Genomic DNA, 19,312 nt, shown 5'->3' with positions numbered 1-19,312 from the left:
CTTTCGATTCGGGTGGTTTTCGTGAACGCAAATGAAAAACGAATCCTCGTTGTCGACGATGAGGCTAAAATCGTGGATGTGGTAAAATCTTACCTTGAAAGGGCCGGTTATATCGTGCTCACGGCATACGACGGCAGGGAAGCCCTGGAGAAATTTGAAAGAGAAAGTCCGTCCCTGATTGTCCTCGACTGGATGCTTCCGGATATCAGCGGGGAGGAGATTTGCCGGACGATACGGAAAAGGTCGAAGGTTCCCGTCATTATGCTGACTGCGCGCGCGGAGGAAGAGAAAGTTCTGGAAGGATTCCGTTTCGGCGCGGACGATTACGTCGCCAAGCCGTTCAGCCCCAGACAGCTTGTCGCACGGGTCGGGGCCGTGCTGCGCCGTTCCGGCGGCGGAGCCGCGTCCGTGCTTGTCTTTCGCGGCGGCGAACTGACTATCGACCTGGAAGGCTTTGAAGTCAAAAAGGACGGCAGACCCGTGAGCCTCACGCCGAACGAATTCAGAATTCTCAGCACGCTGGCGCGCCGCCCGAAAAAGGTGTTTACGCGGGAAGAGCTGATTGCCTCCGCGATGGGCGGCGATTTCGAGGGATTTGACCGAATCATCGACTCGCATATCAAGAATATCCGGCAGAAAATTGAAACGGATACAAAGAATCCTCGGTATATTCTTACGGTTCATGGACTGGGTTACAAATTTGGAGGGATTTAGATGAAAAGCAAAAGCCTGCGCTCCAAATTGTCCCTTACCTATGCGATGCTGGCTCTTCTGCTTGTCGGGGTCATCAGCCTTCTGATCAATTATTTTTTTAGGATCCGGTTCAACGATTATGTCATTGCGCAGCAAAAGCAGAACAACCAGAATATCGTGAATCTTGTCAACAGGCAGTACGACGCCTCAACCGAAAAGTGGAATGTTGGCGCCGTTGAGAACATCGGAATGGAAGCGCTGGAACAAGGGATCATTCTGAAGGTGAAGGACCTTTCGGGCAGCACCGTTTGTCCACAACAACGGCCTCTGCGTGCAGATGCTGCGCCGTATGGAGCAATACACACAGAGCCATAATCCTTATTTAAAAGGCGGATATGTCCAGAACCGATACGACCTGACGGAAAATTTCAAGAAAATCGGGGAAGCGGACATCGGTTATTACGGCCCGTATTACTATACGAGCAACGACGTCACTTTTTTGAATGGGGTCAATGCGATTCTCGTGATTGTGGGAATTGTTTCGCTTGCCGTGGCTCTGCTGCTGGGGGCGGTCATGTCCGGAAGGATCAGCGGCCCGATTTCCAAAGCGGTGCGGGCCGCGTCGGAGATTTCGAAGGGGAATTTCAGGCAGAGGATCAAGGAGAAATCCACGACGAGTGAGATCAATCAGCTGACCGCCACCGTCAACGATCTGGCGGAGTCCCTCGAAAAACAGCAGAAGCTCAGAAAAACCATGGCGGCGGATGTGTCCCATGAATTGCGGACGCCGCTCGCGAACCTGCAAAGTTCCCTCGAAGCGATGATCGACGGGGTATGGGAACCGAGCGGCGAGAGGCTGGAAAGCTGTCATGAGGAGATCCTGCGCCTGAACAGGCTCGTGGGCGATATTGAAAATCTGGAACGGGCGGAGGCCGAGAATGCCGTCCTGAATCTCACGGAGTTCGACGTGACAGAGCTGGCCCGGCGTATCGCCCATAACTTTGAACCTGATTTTTACAAAAAGGAAGTAAAGCTGAACCTGACCGGTGATGCGGCGGTCATCCGGGCGGACCGGGATAAAATCAGCCAGGTCATTACCAATCTCCTTTCCAACGCGCTGAAATACACCCCGGAGGAGGGGCGTGTCGATATCGGCGTGAAAAGCGCTGAAAGTACCGTGACTCTGTCGGTCGGCGACAACGGCGCCGGCATTCCGCCTGAAGACCTGCCCAATATCTTTGAACGGTTTTATCGGGCGGATAAATCCCGCAACCGGCGGACGGGAGGCTCCGGGCTGGGACTTTCGATCACAAAGGCGATTGTCGATGCCCACAAGGGGAAGATCGACGTCACAAGCGAACCTGGGAAAGGCACCATGGTTACTGTCAGCATCCCGATCGGCAACTGATCACTTGTTTTTTTACTATCCTTTCAAAACAATTCTAGTAAACTTCGGTCCGCTTGAGATCAGACCGCCTCTAAATTGAAATCGTATCAATACGAATCTCACTGACTGCCGATTATGCTCATCATCTCCCGGTGAACAAAGATCTACCCTTTTCTCAATATTTTTTTAGGCGGCTCAATTTCATAGGAAACGGTGTGCTCGGTAAGTTCTGATAATAGCTTGATTTTCCTGTTTATCATCGGCCTCATGCAATTTGGAACATGTTCCTGGTGCGCCCTGTGAATAGCCACGCATTCTTTGCAGTTTCCATGATAGCGGCAGGCTTTTTTGCACGGGCAATGGTCTTTGCTTTTAAATTCCTCCCGAAACGCGGAAGCAAATTCTTCCTGTAATCGTAATCCTTCTTTTCTATCCCCACGGTGAAATGCTTCCATTGCTTCGAGTTCTTTTGGATTATTATCAATAATCATTTTCTCAACCCCCACGGATCCCTTTTGTCTCTCCGATGGATAGAAATCAAACTGTCATTCGGAAGGACGAGCATAGCGCTGACAAGGGAAAGCAGCAGCATTGCGATCCCTGAAACAAAAAACCACAGCGGCACACCCCGGTTTTCAGCAATTGGGCCTGCTATGAGCAATCCCAAAGGCATAGTCGCCGAACTGAGGCTGCCGATCAGAGAAAAAGCGCGCCCCATCCGGTCCGGGGCTATAGTTTCCTGCATATAGGCGATATAGGGGATGTTCTACAGGTTGCAGCGGGCTCCAAGCAGCGCACACAACGCTGCAAACACCCAGAACCAAACCATTTCCGCGGGCAACGGGCCGCAAAGCAGCGAGGACATCCCCATGCCGAGAAGTCCCAGATGGATCGCCGCCCGACGACGGATTTTATATGATTTTTATCGACGCACAAATTTTCCGCATATGCCGCAACTATGATTGTAGCATCACAAAATCCAATTCTTTTTTCATTGTTTTCGGTTAACCGAGCAATAGCTTTTACATCAGTTTGAATCCTGTGACACCAATTACTCATTTGCCTTTGGGTTTATATTCTTTGTCTTTCCAATACCACCATTTTAATTTTTCTGGAGCATGTGTCTCATTTTCCGCATAATAAACAGCCAGCCTGAAAACGTACAGTTGGCATTTGTCTTCCCGAAAGCCTTTATAAAGGCAGTCTTTTAGATATATATCTTCTGGGTCTTGACCGATCAGCGAGGCAATACTGTCATATCCTATGTTTATTAAATCTTGTTCTATGTTCTCACCAACACCCGGAATCTGTCTTAAATCGCTCATCGTTCCGTTCCCTCAAGAATTACAATTCAAATTTCTGTTTGCAAGACGGTTCCTTAGACATTTTACCATACGTGGAGCTAAAATGCTATCATACAGACACTCCCGTTTTCGCTTTTCGCAGGGCAAAGCGCCCAGGCCCGCTGCCGCTCATTGGAATCCTTATTGAGCTGGCGGTCAGCTTCCCTGGATTGTCAGCTTTGGCGACCCGGTCCTCCTGATTTCAGTATAGCTTCCATATTTATCCCGGGAGACCTGAGAGCTGACAAACCGATCGATCCGGTCGGCAAGACCGTCGGTATCGATCGAGATGTTTTTCGTCGCGATGGACTGGGTGAGCAGGCCTTTTTTGGAAAACCCCTCGAATTTCAGCAGGATCCCGGTCGCTTCATCCACATATAGGGTAAAACGTTCCATATTCAGTTTGCTCCCGTAAGAGGGAGCTGTTTTTCCCGAAAGAACGGCGCATGATCTTCCGAGATACCCCGTCTCTCTGGTGATCTCCCATAGATCGGTATCGGACAGCAGACCGAAGGTCATTTCCTGCGGAAAAAGGCTCATCGTCGCGATTCCGGTATGGGTGGCGTCGTTGCGGTAATAGTAATTCTTGATGCCGTCCGAACCAACGGTGATTCTTGCCTCCAAATTCTGGTCGGTTTTGTTCGCCGGTTCGTACGGCTGCGGGACATAGCTTTGAGAATACGATTTCGTCCTATTGTCATATTTCGTAAGGGCTCCGTCCTTCACAAATTGTTCGGCATCCGTCTCGGAATCCGAAATATGTTGATAGGAGCTTCCGCCCGTGAGATCCGTTTTGTAAGTGACCGTCGTCTCCTGGTGGTCATGCAGGGAAGTAGTCGTGAATTCTCCCTCGGCGCTTTGATAATAGTCGACGCTGTTCAGCATCGCGTTGGCAACAGTTTCCTTCTCCAGCGTGGAAATGGCCCATATTTTGGGTGCCGGCGACGAAGAAGAGCTCGGGGAAAAGGAAATGATTTTCATATTTCCCGTGGGAGCGGAGCTGCCTCGATCCGCATATGTGTCGGCTGCGCCGGCAAAAAGGACGCTGAATACGATCAGGACAAGTAATGCGACGCTCAGAATCGCAGACAAGGTGAATATGGTTTCCTTTTTCATTTTTTCTCTTGCCCTCCCTTAAAATCATTTTAACAGGCATCGGTTTGATTCATGAATTTTCTTTCTGATGAAAAGTGCGGCGTTTTCTCCCGTCCTGAATCGTGCGGCAGCCGGCGGCCGAACGTCATGCGCGGGGCTCAGGGTCGATTTCCCCGACCCGCTGGTAACATGACGGCGGTTTTTTCGCGGCTGAAAATCCGGATGGAGCGGGATTCGAGCGCCTGAACCGTCGTATCGCCCGTTCCGCAATCTCTTTTCAGGCCTTGGCTTCGATAACCGGCTGCATGGATCGCTCCTTTTTCTGTGTTATCTGTATTATATATATTAGTACACATTATATCACATATGTACGCTTTTTCATATTCTTCTGCCGGAATATCAAATAATTTCTTATTTCCCTCCAGCCCGGGGAGCGTACACGTTTAAAGCGACCATGAGCGGGTCGGGCGCGGCGCCCTCGTTCACCGCCGGGCATACGAACGGCCCGTGGAGTTTTCCGTGACCCGTTTACGGGCGGGCAAGGAATCGAAGACATAAAAGAAGGCCGCCTTGACGGCGGCCTGGAACGCGGCTGGTAAAATTATTTCAGTACTATGCCTTTTAGGGTTTGTACAGTTCGACGCGTGGTTTTGATTGCGCGCGCCCATTGTCAGCCGATAAACTGCTGAGTCCAATAATACTGACCGTTAGAGTTCTGAGCAATGCCGACACCAATCTTGGTGTACGAGGAGTTCAGAATATTGGCTCTGTGGCCTTCGGAATTCATCCAGCCGGTCATAACTTGTTGCGGAGAAGTCTGTCCCATTGCAATATTTTCACCAGCGGTCCGGTAGCTGATACCGAATTGTTTCATCATATCGAACGGGGAGCCGTAGGTTGGAGAGGTGTGGTCAAAATAGCCGAGCTTTGCCATGTCCTGAGATTTCAGCGTGGCGGTTTTGGTCAGCGCCGTGTCTACGGAAAGGGCACTCAGACCACGGCTGGTGCGCTCCTGATTTACAAGTTGAACGACCTGATTCTGGAAATCCGCGTAAGTCCCTGTCGCGGCGCTCCCTGAGGATGCGGAAGAACTGGAACTGCCGGAGGGCTTTGACGAGGGCTTAGAGGATGTGGAGGCCGGAGAAGAGGATGCGCTGCCGGATGAAGGGCAGGTTTTGCCGGTCAGGCGGCTGATCATGTCGTTCAGGTAGCTGTTGACGGAATTGCTGCAGTTGGAATTCGAAGTGCAATAGTACTGATAGGTACCGGGTACGCAGGAGTTCTGGGTGCAGTTGCCTTTTGTGGATTCGCAGGCGGAATTGGATGCGCAGTAAGTATTCTGGCTGCAGCTCCCGGAGGAAGTGGAACCATTGCTCTTCTGGGAGGCTGTTGCGGCTGCTGAATTGGAGCTGGCTGCCGCGCTGTTCTTGGAAAACTGGCTGCACGAAGAGGAGTTGGCGGACGGGGAAACCTTAACGGGGGCCGTGCTGCACGTTTGTTTCGCAGCAGCCTGAGAAGCCGCTTTGACGACATCCGAGTTTTGAGCCGACACCGGAGAGACTGCTTCTACGGATGAAGAACTTGCGGATGTTTCCGATGTATTTTGCGGCGCGGCGGCGCTTTTGGCGTAGACTCCGGCTGTTCCGCTGACGATCAGGCTTAAAAGCAGCGCTAACAATTTACCTTTCATAAACTACTCCTTTTAAAACAGTTTATTAATTACAAATATGCAATCAGTATTACGTAAACTGTTACAATTTGTAACTTTCATGTCCCTATCGTAGCACTCGAATGGAAAAAAGGCAATCCCTCAATTTCTTCCAACTTTTCAAAGAAACGCCTTTTTGGCCGACTATCCCCTTGGAGAACGGAATATAAATTGAAAAGAACTGTAAGAAAGGGCGATTGTCATGAACGATCATTATCCGTTTGAGCTTCCTCCGCTTCCTTATCCATACAATGCCCTGGAGCCGTATCTCGACTCCGAAACATTGAAATTTCACCATGACAAGCATTTTAAAGCGTATGTGGACCACTTGAATCAGGCGCTCGAAAAACTGCCGGCCTATCAGAGCTGGACGCTGGAACGGCTGATCCGGGAGAATTACCGGCTTCCGTTCCAAGTGCAGACGGCGGTATGGAACAATGCGGGCGGCGTCTACAATCACGATCTCTATTTCAATTTGATGGAGCATCCCGGCGGAAAGCAGCCGGGAGGAAAGCTGAAGGACGCGATTGCCGCGTCGTACGGCTCTATGGAGAAATTTGACGAACGATTTAAAAATTGCGCTCTCGGCCAATTTGGCTCCGGCTACGCATGGCTGGTGGCAGACTGCCGCGGCAGGCTGAAAATATTGAGCACCATGAATCAGGATACTCCGCTGCCGCGCGGCTTCTGTCCGGTTCTTCTTGTGGACGTGTGGGAGCACGCCTATTACCTGCAATACCAAAACAGGCGCGATGAGTATCTGGATGCGTTTCTGCATCTGATTAACTGGGAAGCGGCAGAGGAAAATTACCTTCGCTGTTTCAAACGGCCGATGACGCGCCAAAGCAGAAAGTAGGTATTTGCTTTCAAAATTTTTACTTTTATAGGTAGAGATATCCTTAAATTTCACCAAAATATTCTTTCTTTTCTCTTATCTTCCTTGAAATATATTCCTTCTAAAGGTATAATTTATATTATAAACGGGAAATGAAGAATCCTCTCCCACAGACTCAGGAAGCGGATTCATCCCGAAATCAGGGGGGATGAGAATGAGAAAATGGACCGCTGTTTTTTTGCCGTTATTTCTTCTGCTTTTATCCACACCGCACACTCTCGCGGCAACATCTTCTGCGGCCGTCGTTGATATGCACGGCGCGAAAACCTACCTTGGCTCCGCATCCGCTTGGGGCAAGACCTGGGACGAGGATAACTTTGAAGATGTGACCGGGAAAGACGTGACCTATAACGGAAGCCTGACGGTGAAGAACGGAACGGTGGACGATGTTTCCTGCAGCGGAGCCGCCGAAATTAAAGGGGGAGACATGAAATCCGTCGATGCCGGCGGCGATCTGAAAATCAGCGGAGGAAACATCCGGCATGATGTTTTTTGCGACGAGGAGGTTACGCTGAGCAGTACCGTGAAGATCGGCGGCAGCCTGGAATCCAAGGAGATCACCGTTTCTTCCGGAGTCAACGCGAGCGTTACCGGGACCATCAAAGCGGAGGAGAGCATCGAGCTGAACAAATGCACGCTGAAAACCAAGGGGATCGACGGCGACGACACGGGGACCCTGAATATCAGCAAATACACGGACACTCTGCCGACGCTGAGCAATCTGAAAAAAATCGTCGTAAAGGACGATACTGTCGCGACCGCGGATGAAAAAATTGAAGCGGAGGAACTATACATCACGGACGGCGCGGAATTCGCCACCAGCTCTTCCTTGGAGCTGGACACCTTAACGGGGCCGGGCACTTTGTATTTTCCTTCGGGAAAACTGACCGTTTACGGTTCAATCGAAGGGAAACCGCTTTTGATTTTCCGCAATCATGTCAGCAAGGGGGACACGGCGTTTTATGCGGACAGTGATTCCGTCGATGAAGACAGCGTGCGCCTCTATGATTTCGGTTTGGAAGCAAAGGAAGACAGCGGGGCGGAGGACAGATTTGTGCTGACCAACGCGCTGACGGACGGAATCACGCTCAGCAACCAGTCGCTGTCGCTGGACAGCGGCGAATCCGCGACGGTCAAAGCGCATGTTGAGCCGGATTTCTCGGATTTCGCAACCGGCACGAAGCTGGTCTGGGAGCTGTATGGGGATACCTCCGCTTTCTCCAAGTCGACGGATTCCGGCGGGCTTTCGTGCAAGGTGACCGCCCTGTCTTCCGCCAAGGGAATGTACAAGGCAACGCTGATCGCATATCTGGTGGATGCGCACGGAGATCGTTTGGGGGATTACAAATCCGATTCCTGTGTCGTTTCGACCGGGTATTCGGATGATTCCAACAGCAGTTCCGACGGATCGGTCGCGCTTGACACTTCGACGGTTTCCATTTTAACGGGGGACCGGTACTGCGTGCTTGCGCGGACCTCCTCTTCGACCGCCCCGTACGCGCTGTCCTATAATTCGTCCGTCGCAACCGTCGGCGCGGGAACAGCCGTGAAAGACGGCGCCGGGAATCCCGCGTGGATTTATCCTGTCACAGGGACGGGAAAAGGCCAGGTGACGATCGATATCGGCGGGCAGAAGATGATTGCCGATGTTTCGGCGGGCATCACAATGGATACATCGTCTTATACCATGGCTCCAGGCGGAACTTATGTCATAGGGGTCACGGCGAAGGGAGTCGGTGACAATACGATCTGGGCTTCTTCCGATCAGTCCTGTGTTTCCGTGCAGTTTTTGAAGAAAAGCGGAAATATGCTTCTGTACAGGATCTCGGGCCAGGCGGCCGGAACGGCTTCCGTCACCTTTTCCGTATCCGGCGGCGGAAACGTTTGCACGAAGGTAACGGTGCAAAACGGTGCCAAAGCAGGGGGAACCAGCGCCAGACTTGTCGCGCTGGCGTAAGTTCATCGCAGGTGGTTTCGCTTAAAACTCCCTCCGAAGTTTCTTCGGAGGGAGTTTTTTATGGAATCGGGCCGGGCCGGGCCGGAATCATGCCGCCGAGTTCGGAACTTTGCCCGATGATTCCTTTTTCATGCAACTCTCAGGGTCTGTTCATCCGTCTTTCATAACCGGATTGTATTCTTGTGAAAGAATTCAGGAAAAATTTACCTGTGAATAGGAGCTGTAACAATGAAAAAATGGAATCGTTTTCGAACCGGGACCCTTCTTTTGGCTTTTGCCTGTTTGATTGGCACCAGTGCCTGCTCTTCGGCACAGACGAGCGCCTCATCCGCGGCGTCCTCCACACAGGCGGACGAAAGCGCCTCCACCAGTTCCGGGGACCAGAATACGATTTATGGAAAGGTAACTGCGGTTGACGGAGAAAAGATCACTTTATCAGTGGGGACGCTGAACGTACGGGGCGGACCGAAGGATCAGGCCGGCAGCGGCCAAGGGCCTGACGGGGGAAACGGGGACGCAAGCGGATCCGCTCCCGGCGGTTCCCGGGAGCGTCAGGGGTCCGGCGGCAGCCTGCCGGAAGGGAAAAGCGGAGCGCGTCCGGAGGGTGCGGCTTCCGGAACGGGAAATGCATCAGGGTCTGACCCAAAAGGCGGTTTTGACAACCTGCTGACTTTGACGGGTGAAACAAAAACCATCACCGTCTCCGATGAAAGCGTTCTGTCCAAACAGGAGATGGGAAGGGAACGCGGTTCCCAGGAAACATCATCCGGAGAAAGTTCTGCGGCATCACAGCAAACCGGTGAAACGACGGCCTCCCTGTCGGATATTCAGGAGGGAACGATTTTGAAGATCGTCTATCAGCCGGACGGTCAAACACTTTCTGCTGTTGTGATTCTCGGCGGAAGTGCAAAGAGCTGACCGCAAGCCTTGCACACCGGATCTATTTTGGGGTAAAATGGACCAGAGGTGATTTTAATGTCGAAGGGACTCAGCATATCCGGTCTTGTCGTCGGAATTGTTGTGACCATCTGCGGGATCGGAACGATCGTCCTGAATGCCGTCGGTCTGAACAAAAACAACTGAATCCGGCAAAGCTATGGCCCCGCCCGGTTGGGCGGGGCCGTTTTGTGCTTGAAGGAAAGCCTGAAAGAGTGTATAGTTAAACAGAAGGAGGCTGGTTATGCATCTTTTTTCCAAATGGTTTTCAGGGAATCATCACCCCAGGCTGACGGCGATTGACTTCTTTCGTTATATCGGTCCCGGGATGCTGGTCACGGTTGGGTTTATCGACCCGGGAAACTGGGCTTCCAATATCGCGGCCGGGTCCGGGTACGGGTATGGCCTTTTGTGGATGGTTACGCTTTCCACGCTGATGCTGATTCTGCTTCAGCATAATGCGGCTCACCTCGGCATCGTTACGGGGAAGTGCCTGTCGGAGGCGGCGACGGAATACCTTCCGGCCGCGCTGAAAAACGTCATCCTGATCAGCGCGATGGGCGCCGCCGTTTCCACGGCGATGGCGGAGCTGCTCGGCGGCGCCATCGCCCTGCAGATGCTGTTCGGCCTTCCGGTCAAAGCCGGAGCCATTTTGGTCCTTGTGTTTGTCCTCTGGCTTCAGTTTACAAATTCCTATCGGAAAATTGAAAAGATCATCATCGCCTTTGTTTCGCTGATTGGATTTGCCTTTGTTTATGAGCTGCATATGGTGCGTGTCGATTGGACCGCCGCGGGGATCGGCTGGGTGACCCCGGCTTTTCCCGCCGGCTCCATGCCGGTCATCATGAGCGTGCTCGGTGCGGTTGTGATGCCGCATAATCTGTTCCTGCATTCCGAGGTCATTCAAAGCCGCCAATGGAACCTTCAGGACGAAACTGTGATCCGCAGGCAGCTCAAATATGAGTTTGGAGATACGCTGTTTTCCATGCTGATCGGCTGGGCGATCAACAGCGCGATGATTCTGACGGCCGCGGCGACTTTTTTCCAGCATTCGCAGCAGGTGGACGAACTGGATCAGGCGCAGGAGATGCTTCGCCCTCTTCTGGGAAACGCGGCTTCCATTGTCTTCGCGCTGGCGCTTTTGTTCGCGGGGATTTCTTCCAGCATCACGGCGGGCATGGCGGGCGGAAGCATCTTCGCCGGAATTTTTTCGGAGCCGTACGATATTTCGGACAGCCACTCCAAAGCCGGCGTCCTGCTGACCATGGTGCCCGCGGCGGCGGTGATTTTCCTGATTTCTTCCCCCTTCCAGGGGCTGATCTATTCCCAGATGCTTTTAAGCGTTCAGCTTCCGATTACGATTTTTACGCAGGTCTATCTGACTTCATCCAAAAGGGTCATGGGCAAATACGTCAATTCGCCCATGGACCGCGTCCTGCTCTGGACCACGGGGGGAATCGTCACTGCTTTAAATCTGGCGCTTCTCGTCAGTGCGCTTTAACAGATTTTACGTCCCCGCTGTTCCATTCTCGACGGAGGCTGCGAGGGAATGGCTGTAATCCTCGTTCCAGCGCGCCGCGAGCTCCGCGTCGCTCCGCCGGTCGGAGAGGGTGTAATTCTCTTTCAGATAGCTGCCGAAATAGGAGCTGGTCTTGTACGCGCCCCAGACGTTGAGATGGCCGGAGTTATTCATATCCTTTGCGAAGTCCAGCCCTATTTCGTCCATCTGGTCGCAGAGGTCCACAAAAGGAACATTCTCCTTTTGAGACAGATCGGCGACGGTGTTAAACATTGCTTCGCAGTCATTCACCCATCCGTCCGACTGATCAGACTCGGTGTAGTCGCACGGCATGTTGACAAAAACCAGCTGGAATCCCTTTTCCTTGGCGAGCTCGATGAATTTGTAAAAATAAGAGAGGTTCTTTTCAGGAATATCCGCTTTCTTGTCCGTGTCCGCATAAGAGATATCTTCTTTCCCATACTGCTGCGTACCGGCGCTGAACCCTTTCAGGTAATAAATATCGGAGCTGTCATATGTAAAATCGGAGGCGGTCAGGGAGGACCAGCGAAAATGGTATTTCAGCGTCGGCAGAAGAAAATTGATCCATTCCTCCGGCGGAGTGCAGCTGCCAATGGCTTTCAGCTTGTTCCAGGAAAACCGCATGTTGTCGAGGGCGTTGCTGGTAAATCCCGTCGCCCCGTACTCGGTCGTCATACCGAGATAATAGAGATCGACCACGACGACGGAAGGAGTGTGTTTTTTCAGCACTTCCTGCAGCAGATAATACGTAACGTCGATCGGCTGACCGCCGGTCGCGTAATTGAAACTTGTGATTCCGTACTGCTTCCACAGAACGTTTGGATCGATTCCGCCGTTCATGTGGCTCGATCCCATCAGGACCACGTCGTATGGATCCTCCGAATGGTAAAGTCCCTCCAGCAGCTTTCCGCGGTGATCGATTTTGTAGATGAAAACGCTGGAGAAAGAGGCCAATATGAACGCGATAACGGACAAAAACAGGAATCCCTTGCAAATCAGTTTTTTCAAAATCGGTTCCCCTCAGAATTGGAAGTAAATAAATTGCTGAGCCGTATACTGGGATCCGTAAATCCCGAAAATCAAAATGACGAGGGCGGCGGAAAGATAGGCGGCCCAACGGAAAGCGGGCTTCTTTTTGAGCAGCCGGGCCCTCAGGTCGGTTTTCAGGCTCAGAACATCCACGGCCAGAATGATGGCGATGCCGGCCAGAGCAGTGAAGAATTCAGGCGCCGTCAACCCGAGAGTGAAAATGCCCCCATTTGAAAGATCCGAAGGACGGAACAGGTCGCCGATCAACGCGAAGGCGTCCTGCACCGTGTCGGCACGGAAAAAGATCCAGGCGAAATCTGTCAGAATAAAAGTGAAAACGGCCCGCAGAAAACGGTTTGGACGCGAGTCCGGGTCGATTTTCAGAATTCCGGCCGCCCTTTGACGCGCTGGTTTCAACAGCAGGCCGAAAATCTGATACAGGCCGTGCAGGGTTCCCCAGATGACAAAAGTAAAAGAAGCGCCGTGCCAGAGGCCGCAAACGGCGAAAACGATGAACAGGTTCAAACAGCGCCGGGCGAGAGAGCAGCGGTTCCCGCCCAGAGGGATGTAAAGATAGTCGCGAAACCAGGCGCCGAGCGTGATGTGCCAACGGCGCCAGAACTCCTTGATGGAAAGGGAAAAATAGGGGCGGTTGAAATTGGTCGTCAGGGAAAAGCCGAGCACCTGCGCGGCTCCGATCGCAATGTTGGAATAGCCGCCGAAGTCGCAGTAAATCTGAAAGGCAAAGAAAATGCTGGCAAGGGCGACCTCGGCCCCGCCGTATTTGCCGGGACTGCTGTAGACCGTGTTGACCAGCTCGCCAAGCCGGTCGGCAACGACGACCTTTTGAAAATATCCCCACAGCATCAGCAGCAAGCCGCGTCTGGCCTGGTCGTAATCAAACCGGTGTACTTCGCTGAACTGGTGAAGAAGATCTTTTGATTTTTCTATCGGCCCGGCAACAAGCTGGGGGAAAAAGGAGACAAAAAGGGCGTATTTCCCGAAATGCCGTTCCGGTTTCAGGTCCCCGCGATAGACATCCACCGTATAGCTGAGTGCCTGAAAGGTGTAAAAGGAGATGCCGACCGGAAGCAGCAGGTCGAACTTCATGGGCCCGGCCGGCATTCCCAGGAACGAAGTGATGCCGATATAGATCTCGTCAAAGAAATTCAGATATTTAAAGATGATCAGGATGCCGAGATTCAGAGCAAAGCTTGCCGCAACCCACAGCTTTTTCCTTTTCACGGCCTTCTCCTTGTCGGAAAGGCGCTCCGCCTTTCCAATCAGAAGACCGCTCAAATACGTGATGGCGGTGGAAACGGCAAGCAAAAGGCCGTAAGCGGGATTCCAGCTCATGTAAAAAAAATAACTGGCGCAAAACAGCCAAAACCACCGCAGCTTATGCGGAAGGGCAAAATAGACGAGGGTAACAACGGGGAAGAACAGGAGAAACTGGATGGATACGAATGACAAAAAGATTGCCTCCTAAATCCGGCCCTCTCGTCCGGCCGGTGTATATCTCTTATTTAACCATGTAATTATAAATCAATTGTTACCGATTTCAATCTTTTTTCATATTTCTTATGAGAATCATATGAGAATCCATCCTCACGAGTGCAAATGGACCCAAAATAGGCCGCCCGAAAGTGGACGGCCTCTGAGAGAGCGAAAGGCGGCCGCGTCAGTCATCCGGCGGCCTCTGGATGGCGGTTTTCGCTGGAACCGCATGTCTGTGCAGTGCTGTTTCCGGGAGGAACGTGATAAACGACCCGACCACAATCAGGACGATTCCGGCAACCATCTGCAGTGTGATCGGTTCTCCGAGAACAGCGAGGGAAAACAGAGGGGCAAGCACAGGCTTGCAGAAAAAAACCAGCGCGGCTTTCGAGGCCCCGGCGGTTTCGATTGCGAGAAAATAAAAGGCGAAACCGCAGCCGGTCACGAAAATACCGACATAGGCGAGACCCGGCAGGGACGGGATGCTTATGCCGGAGAAGACCGGGACGTCCGCAAACTGTGCAAGGCCCGCATTCCGCAGGAACAGGCTCACGGGGCGAAGATGAGTGAGGGAAATCAGCGCCAGCATTTCCGCGCACCCGAACAAAAAACTGAAACAGGTCATTACGACCCCGCCGTATCGGGCGCTTCTGAAGCGCCCGATTGCGCTGTAGAGCGCGAAAGCAACGGCGGCGGCAAGCGAAAGGACGGTGCCGGCCGCTCCGCCCGCAAAATGGAACGGATTGATCATAACCGCCATTCCAAGCAGGCTCAGAACGATGCAGACCGCAGTATTCAGCCGGATTTTTTCACCCAGCATGAAAAAGGCGAACAGTATCAGGAACACCGAATTGCAGCTGAATAAAACGGCGACGGTGGAGGCGGGCGCGTACAGCACCGCCATCTGGTATAGAATCATGCTGATGTCGACACAGATCAGGCCGGTCAGCGCGAAAAAAGCGAAATCTCCGGCGCGCAGGGAAAGTCTTTTCCGTTTCAGCTGCTTGAGAGCCGGAGGCAGCAGAATCAGCGAGCCGATCAAAAAGCGGAGGAAAGTGAGCTGGACTGCGTTGAAGTTCCCAGCGGTCAGTTTTAAGGCGATTTCCATTGTGCTGAAAAGAAATGTAGCGAGAAGAATGTAAAGATACCCTTTTTTCAATGATACAGACCTCGTGTTTCCAACAATTGCATAACAGTATAACACGATATGCGAAATCTGTAAATGGATATGTCGTGGGGAGTATTTCTTGACATCGGATTTTTTACCCGTTACAATCAATAAAGGCAAGAAAAAAGACCGGGCGGGCTTTCGGCCCGCCCTAACAGGAAAAATATCCATGCGAAAAGCATGTTTTGAAAAATACGATATTTTCTCTGCCGACATTAGCTTATCCATGCGGAATTGATTTATCAATTCCAATTTTACGCAGCGCCGCGCAAATTCAAGGATGGAAAAGAGTGTGAAAACAGGATGGAGACTATGATTGCTTATTCCAGCACCCACGGTTCGGCTGCCGAATGCGCCGGTTGGCTCCAACAGATGTTGAATGGAGCTGAGATTGTTGATTTGAAAAAACGCACGGTCGACCCTTCGCCTTTCGACTGCGTCATTCTGGGCAGCTCTGTTTACGGCGGCCAGATTCAACAGGAAGTCCGCAGTTACTGCAAGAGATATTTGGGCATCCTTCTTCAAAAGCCGCTTGGAATTTATTTAACCTGCCTGTCCCGGGAGGAAGCGGAGATCCGCCGGTATCTGGAGAGCGGGTTTCCGGCTGAGCTTGCCGGCCATCTCACTTCCTTTTGTGCGCCGGGAGGAGCAATCTATTTTACAAAAATGAATTTTTTGGAGCGGAACATCTCCAAATTGCTTCTGAACAGATTTTTAAAGTCGCAGGGCGAGCAAACTGACGGAAAAACAGATTATGTCAGCCTTTCAAAAGAAAAAATGAAGGAATTTGCGGAGCGGATGACGGAATGGGAAAAGGTTCCGCGATGAGGTTTCAACTGATTGCCTTCGATCTGGACGGCACGGTTCTCCGGGACGACAAGACCATATCGCCGCGCACGCTGGGATCGCTGAAGGCGGCAGCTTCCCTGGGAATCCGGGTCGTACCTGCCACGGGGCGGGTTGCCAAAATGGTGCCGGACGAGCTGCTTCAGCTGCCCGGAACCAGATATGTCCTGACTTCCAACGGCGCGAGCGTCGTCGACCTCAAAAACCGGTCCGTCGTGTATTCCCGCCCGATGGCATTGGATGCATCCCTGAGGATCGTCCGCTTTTTTGCGTCGGGTGGCTTTTTTGTGGAAGCGTACTGCGGCGGGGTTTCCTATGCGGACGCCGCGGCATTGCCGGCGCTCCGCGGAGCCGGTCTTCCGGATCGCTTTTTCCGCTATATTGACGCTTCCCAGACGTTTGTCGGCAGCCTCCCGGATTTTCTGGAGCGGAAGGGGGCTCCGCTCGAAAAGGTGAATGTTCCCTATGTCCCCGCTCTGGAGAAAGAACGGCTGGCGAGGGAGGTCCTGGCAATGGGGCCGTACTCCGTGACGTCCTCCGGGTCCGTCAACCTTGAGATCAACGACGCGGAAGCCAGCAAGGGGGATGGCCTGCTTCACCTCTGCCATATCCTCGGAATTGAGCCCGGACGGGTCGCGGCGTTCGGAGACGGGGACAATGACAGAAGCATGCTGCGGTTTGCGGGGCTTGGCATCGCGATGGGGAACGCCGAACCGGGCCTTTTCCGGCAGGCCGATTATGTGACCAGCACAAACGAGGAGGACGGCGTGGCGCAGGCCATTGAAAAGTTGATTCTTTCGCCGGAACGATGATTTTGGAAATAGAAGGAACGCGGTTGGCACATACATATTCGCTATATGCCAGAACATGCTAATAAGATAAACCAAAATCAGGGAAGGGGATAAAGAGAATGAACTGGCTGCGCCACGTGAGAAGTCAGGTCTGGTTTTGTGTGGCGGCGGGGGCTGTCCTTACCTCCGCGGCTTTCAGCGTGTTCGGTGTCTGGTACCGGCACTGGCTGCCATGGCTTTTGGCGGCCGCGGGAGCTGCGGCCTGCATCAGGTATACGGCCGGGTATGGAGACCGCAGGACCCTTTTTTGTTCCGGAGCCTTTTCGGCGGCAATATCCGCCATGTTTTTGGTCGGATCGCGCATTATGGTCCAGCCCCCCGCTTTCGCAGGGATTGGGAAAAATGATGTTTTTCCGTTTGCCGGATTGTGCCTGTTAGTTTGGGCGGCGGTCCTGTCCCTGTTCCGCTTTTTGGCGCTTCATCCGTTTCCTGTGGCAAAACATCCGGCTCCGGCCGATTTCCGGAGCCGGCTTGCCTCCTGGGCGCTGTGGAGCGCCCTTTTGGCGGCGGCGTGGCTGCCGTATTTCCTGACTTATTACCCGGGGCTGATGACAGGGGATTCCTTTGCCTGTCTGGTCAGGGCGGCCGGGTGGGCGCCGGTCAACAATCAGCAGCCGGTACTTTATCAGCTTTTTCTGCGCATCTTCTATTGGGCCGGCGGTTTGCTGGGGAGCATCAACCGCGGCGTGGCGCTGTACTCTCTGACGCAGATGCTGCTGATGGCGTCCGTCCTGGGGTATGCGCTGTACTGGTGCCGCAGGCGTGGCTGTCCCATGCCGTATCTGTGGGTGACGGCGCTGTTTTTTGGTTTGAATCCCATTTACGGAAAATATGCGGTCACCATGTGGAAAGACGTCTTGTTTGGCGGCGCGATGCTTTTATTGACTCTTTTTTTCGCGGATACGGCGGAAAAGCGGGGGAAAAACCTGTTGACCCGGGGAGGGATGATCCATTTTGCGCTGATTTCCTTTGCCGTTGCCTTTCTGCGCAACAACGGGGTCTATGTTCTTCTGTTCTCATTTGTGATGCTGGCCGTTTTCTGCCGCGTCCGGATCAAAAGAATCGGGCCTGCGCTGCTTGCCGTCCTCGCTGCCATTCTGGTCATTCAGGGCCCGGTGTACCGCGCGGCGGGCATCCCGCAAAACCGGTTTGACGAGTCGGTTGGCGTTCCGCTGCAGCAGATGGCGCGGGTCGCCGCGAAAGACGGGCGGATGTCGGAGCGGGAGAGGACTTTTCTGAACCGAATGATGCCGATCGAAGCCATCAAAGCGTCCTATAATCCGTTTACGGTGGATCCGGTCAAATTCAGCCATAAATTCGATTATACGTACCTGGCGCGGAACAAGCGGGAATTCTTTCAGGATTGGGCGGGCATGCTCGTCAAAAATGGAAAGGAGTACGCGGTTGCACATCTGATGCTGACGCTGGGGTACTGGCACATCGGCACCGGAAACTGGGTTGTGGCGCCCGGAATCACTCCCTGGGGAGACGAGACGTACGGAATCGTTCCGTATAATCTGTTCGGAACACTGACAGGGGTGAGCTTAAAGCCTTACATTGAAAACTGGAACGACGATCTGGAGCATTTCGCACCGACGGGGATGAGCAATAATATCGGCGTGGCGGTCTGGCTGACGGCGTTTTTGGCGGTTTACGCGCTGGCGCGCCGAAGATACGGCAAACTGGCCGCGGTTGCGCCGCTTGCCGGCCTGTGGCTGTCCACCATGGCCGCGGCCCCCACCTACTGCGAATTCCGGTACGTGTTTTCCATTTTCCTTTGCGCGCCGTTCCTGCTGTTTTTTATTCTGGGGAGATCCGGGCCAGGGGAATCCGATTCATAAAACAGGAACGGCGGCGAAGAGAGGGTATCCCTTCGCCGCCGTTCAAACAATCTTGACTATTTCAATGCGCTGTGGTAGATCTGTTCCAGCTCTTCGTACTGCGGAGACACGATCATCGCGGCAAAATTCCCATCCCGTTCCACTTTGCATTTCTGCAGCATCGCATACTCCTCCGGCAGGTAATCCTTCATTTCGGTTTCTTTCTGGCGGTAGCGGTCGTTCAGCTTTTCTTCAATCCGGTCGGCGGCCCCGTCATCGGTCCCTTCGAAAAGAAGAATTTCATCGCCCTTGGTGCCCGTGGAATCCACATAGGCGGCAAACTGTTTGACATCTTTCGCGTCGACACCGAGATTTGGTTTCAGGTCCTTCGAGGAAAGGTCCATCATCTCGGTATTTGTGATTTTCTGTTTCATGGAATCCATCACTTTGGCGAGATTTGCCTCTTTCGGAGGCGCTTTTGCGCATCCGGTCCAAAGGAAAAGGGCTGCGGCAATTGTCAGGAGAAAAAGGAGTATCCGTTTCATCG

Annotated in this window: 18 protein-coding genes; 10 read left to right on the top strand and 8 right to left on the bottom strand. The window is 52.8% G+C overall.

Annotated features, from left to right (window positions below):
* Positions 1 to 21 precede the first annotated feature (21 nt).
* From VA597_RS11500 to VA597_RS11490, 3 genes are read left to right on the top strand one after another with little or no spacing between them, the layout of a single operon-like run.
* Positions 22 to 714, top strand: a complete 693-nt coding sequence (locus VA597_RS11500; RefSeq protein WP_128743027.1) for a response regulator transcription factor — start codon at positions 22 to 24, stop codon at positions 712 to 714.
* Positions 715 to 1,068 (top strand): hypothetical protein, encoded by a 354-nt coding sequence (locus tag VA597_RS11495; protein WP_243112499.1) that lies wholly within the window; start codon positions 715 to 717, stop codon positions 1,066 to 1,068. It abuts the gene before it with no gap.
* Positions 1,043 to 2,101, top strand: coding sequence for a sensor histidine kinase (locus VA597_RS11490; RefSeq protein ID WP_243112498.1), 1,059 nt, complete (start codon positions 1,043 to 1,045; stop codon positions 2,099 to 2,101). The genes VA597_RS11495 and VA597_RS11490 overlap by 26 nt, the downstream gene beginning before the upstream one ends.
* A 143-nt stretch (positions 2,102 to 2,244) precedes the next feature.
* Here VA597_RS11490 and VA597_RS11485 read toward each other — a convergent pair whose 3' ends face one another.
* From VA597_RS11485 to VA597_RS11470, 4 genes are all read right to left on the bottom strand, one after another.
* The gene (locus VA597_RS11485; protein WP_128743025.1) at positions 2,245 to 2,571 is read right to left on the bottom strand and encodes an LPS biosynthesis protein; all 327 of its coding nucleotides are present in this window, start codon (positions 2,569 to 2,571) and stop codon (positions 2,245 to 2,247) included.
* Positions 2,572 to 3,135: 564 nt separating this feature from the next.
* A complete protein-coding gene (locus tag VA597_RS11480; RefSeq protein ID WP_128743023.1) occupies positions 3,136 to 3,405 on the bottom strand; it encodes a helix-hairpin-helix domain-containing protein in 270 nt (89 codons plus the stop codon).
* Between the two features lie 174 nt (positions 3,406 to 3,579).
* Entirely contained in the window at positions 3,580 to 4,539 is a 960-nt protein-coding gene (locus VA597_RS11475) for a hypothetical protein (protein ID WP_128743021.1), read from the bottom strand.
* Between the two features lie 649 nt (positions 4,540 to 5,188).
* Positions 5,189 to 6,208: a CAP domain-containing protein gene (locus VA597_RS11470; RefSeq protein WP_243112497.1), complete on the bottom strand. Its 1,020-nt coding sequence runs from the start codon at positions 6,206 to 6,208 to the stop codon at positions 5,189 to 5,191.
* Positions 6,209 to 6,428: 220 nt separating this feature from the next.
* On the opposite strand from VA597_RS11470, the gene VA597_RS11465 reads away from it, so the two are divergent.
* From VA597_RS11465 to VA597_RS11450, 4 genes are all read left to right on the top strand, one after another.
* Positions 6,429 to 7,082, top strand: a complete 654-nt coding sequence (locus tag VA597_RS11465) for a superoxide dismutase (protein ID WP_128743019.1) — start codon at positions 6,429 to 6,431, stop codon at positions 7,080 to 7,082.
* 193 nt (positions 7,083 to 7,275) lie between these two features.
* On the top strand, positions 7,276 to 9,078 hold the full coding sequence (locus VA597_RS11460; protein ID WP_128743017.1) for a polymer-forming cytoskeletal protein: 1,803 nt from the start codon (positions 7,276 to 7,278) through the stop codon (positions 9,076 to 9,078).
* Between the two features lie 228 nt (positions 9,079 to 9,306).
* Entirely contained in the window at positions 9,307 to 9,996 is a 690-nt protein-coding gene (locus VA597_RS11455) for a hypothetical protein (protein WP_128743015.1), read from the top strand.
* A gap of 262 nt (positions 9,997 to 10,258) precedes the next feature.
* Positions 10,259 to 11,515, top strand: a complete 1,257-nt coding sequence (locus tag VA597_RS11450; RefSeq protein ID WP_128743014.1) for an Nramp family divalent metal transporter — start codon at positions 10,259 to 10,261, stop codon at positions 11,513 to 11,515.
* 6 nt (positions 11,516 to 11,521) lie between these two features.
* Here VA597_RS11450 and VA597_RS11445 read toward each other — a convergent pair whose 3' ends face one another.
* The 3 genes from VA597_RS11445 to VA597_RS11435 form a co-directional block, all read right to left on the bottom strand.
* Positions 11,522 to 12,562 carry a hypothetical protein gene (locus VA597_RS11445; protein ID WP_243112496.1) on the bottom strand — a complete coding sequence of 347 codons (1,041 nt, stop codon included), beginning with the start codon at positions 12,560 to 12,562 and terminating at the stop codon, positions 11,522 to 11,524.
* 12 nt (positions 12,563 to 12,574) lie between these two features.
* Positions 12,575 to 14,056, bottom strand: a complete 1,482-nt coding sequence (locus VA597_RS11440; RefSeq protein WP_128743010.1) for an MBOAT family O-acyltransferase — start codon at positions 14,054 to 14,056, stop codon at positions 12,575 to 12,577.
* Positions 14,057 to 14,264: 208 nt separating this feature from the next.
* Positions 14,265 to 15,239 carry a DMT family transporter gene (locus VA597_RS11435; protein WP_128743008.1) on the bottom strand — a complete coding sequence of 325 codons (975 nt, stop codon included), beginning with the start codon at positions 15,237 to 15,239 and terminating at the stop codon, positions 14,265 to 14,267.
* 321 nt (positions 15,240 to 15,560) lie between these two features.
* Here VA597_RS11435 and VA597_RS11430 point away from each other — a divergent pair, with 321 nt between their 5' ends.
* The 3 genes from VA597_RS11430 to VA597_RS11420 all read left to right on the top strand — a co-directional run bounded on the left by VA597_RS11430 (position 15,561) and on the right by VA597_RS11420 (position 18,786).
* Positions 15,561 to 16,076: a flavodoxin domain-containing protein gene (locus tag VA597_RS11430; protein WP_164919044.1), complete on the top strand. Its 516-nt coding sequence runs from the start codon at positions 15,561 to 15,563 to the stop codon at positions 16,074 to 16,076.
* Entirely contained in the window at positions 16,055 to 16,906 is an 852-nt protein-coding gene (locus VA597_RS11425) for a Cof-type HAD-IIB family hydrolase (RefSeq protein WP_128743005.1), read from the top strand. Before VA597_RS11430 ends, VA597_RS11425 begins: the two co-directional genes overlap by 22 nt.
* A gap of 98 nt (positions 16,907 to 17,004) precedes the next feature.
* Positions 17,005 to 18,786 (top strand): DUF6020 family protein, encoded by a 1,782-nt coding sequence (locus tag VA597_RS11420; protein ID WP_128743003.1) that lies wholly within the window; start codon positions 17,005 to 17,007, stop codon positions 18,784 to 18,786.
* A gap of 56 nt (positions 18,787 to 18,842) precedes the next feature.
* Here VA597_RS11420 and VA597_RS11415 read toward each other — a convergent pair whose 3' ends face one another.
* Positions 18,843 to 19,310, bottom strand: coding sequence for a DUF4358 domain-containing protein (locus VA597_RS11415; RefSeq protein WP_164919043.1), 468 nt, complete (start codon positions 19,308 to 19,310; stop codon positions 18,843 to 18,845).
* Positions 19,311 to 19,312 lie beyond the last annotated feature (2 nt).

The sequence above is a fragment of the Caproicibacter sp. BJN0012 genome, assembly GCF_035986805.1.
In the GTDB taxonomy this organism is placed as follows: Bacteria; Bacillota; Clostridia; order Oscillospirales; family Acutalibacteraceae; genus Caproicibacter.
Note: the sequence above shows the minus strand (reverse complement) of the source record. Positions and strands in the feature narration are given on the sequence as shown.

Coding starts and splice junctions, on each gene's coding strand:
- VA597_RS11420 (WP_128743003.1), top strand. CDS start 17,005: ATGAACTGGCTGCGCCACGTGAGAAGTCAGGTCTGGTTTTGTGTGGCG.
- VA597_RS11425 (WP_128743005.1), top strand. CDS start 16,055: ATGGGAAAAGGTTCCGCGATGAGGTTTCAACTGATTGCCTTCGATCTG.
- VA597_RS11450 (WP_128743014.1), top strand. CDS start 10,259: ATGCATCTTTTTTCCAAATGGTTTTCAGGGAATCATCACCCCAGGCTG.
- VA597_RS11465 (WP_128743019.1), top strand. CDS start 6,429: ATGAACGATCATTATCCGTTTGAGCTTCCTCCGCTTCCTTATCCATAC.
- VA597_RS11485 (WP_128743025.1), bottom strand. CDS start 2,571: ATGATTATTGATAATAATCCAAAAGAACTCGAAGCAATGGAAGCATTT.
- VA597_RS11495 (WP_243112499.1), top strand. CDS start 715: ATGAAAAGCAAAAGCCTGCGCTCCAAATTGTCCCTTACCTATGCGATG.
- VA597_RS11455 (WP_128743015.1), top strand. CDS start 9,307: ATGAAAAAATGGAATCGTTTTCGAACCGGGACCCTTCTTTTGGCTTTT.
- VA597_RS11460 (WP_128743017.1), top strand. CDS start 7,276: ATGAGAAAATGGACCGCTGTTTTTTTGCCGTTATTTCTTCTGCTTTTA.
- VA597_RS11490 (WP_243112498.1), top strand. CDS start 1,043: ATGGAGCAATACACACAGAGCCATAATCCTTATTTAAAAGGCGGATAT.
- VA597_RS11470 (WP_243112497.1), bottom strand. CDS start 6,208: ATGAAAGGTAAATTGTTAGCGCTGCTTTTAAGCCTGATCGTCAGCGGA.
- VA597_RS11480 (WP_128743023.1), bottom strand. CDS start 3,405: ATGAGCGATTTAAGACAGATTCCGGGTGTTGGTGAGAACATAGAACAA.
- VA597_RS11475 (WP_128743021.1), bottom strand. CDS start 4,539: ATGAAAAAGGAAACCATATTCACCTTGTCTGCGATTCTGAGCGTCGCA.
- VA597_RS11415 (WP_164919043.1), bottom strand. CDS start 19,310: ATGAAACGGATACTCCTTTTTCTCCTGACAATTGCCGCAGCCCTTTTC.
- VA597_RS11430 (WP_164919044.1), top strand. CDS start 15,561: ATGATTGCTTATTCCAGCACCCACGGTTCGGCTGCCGAATGCGCCGGT.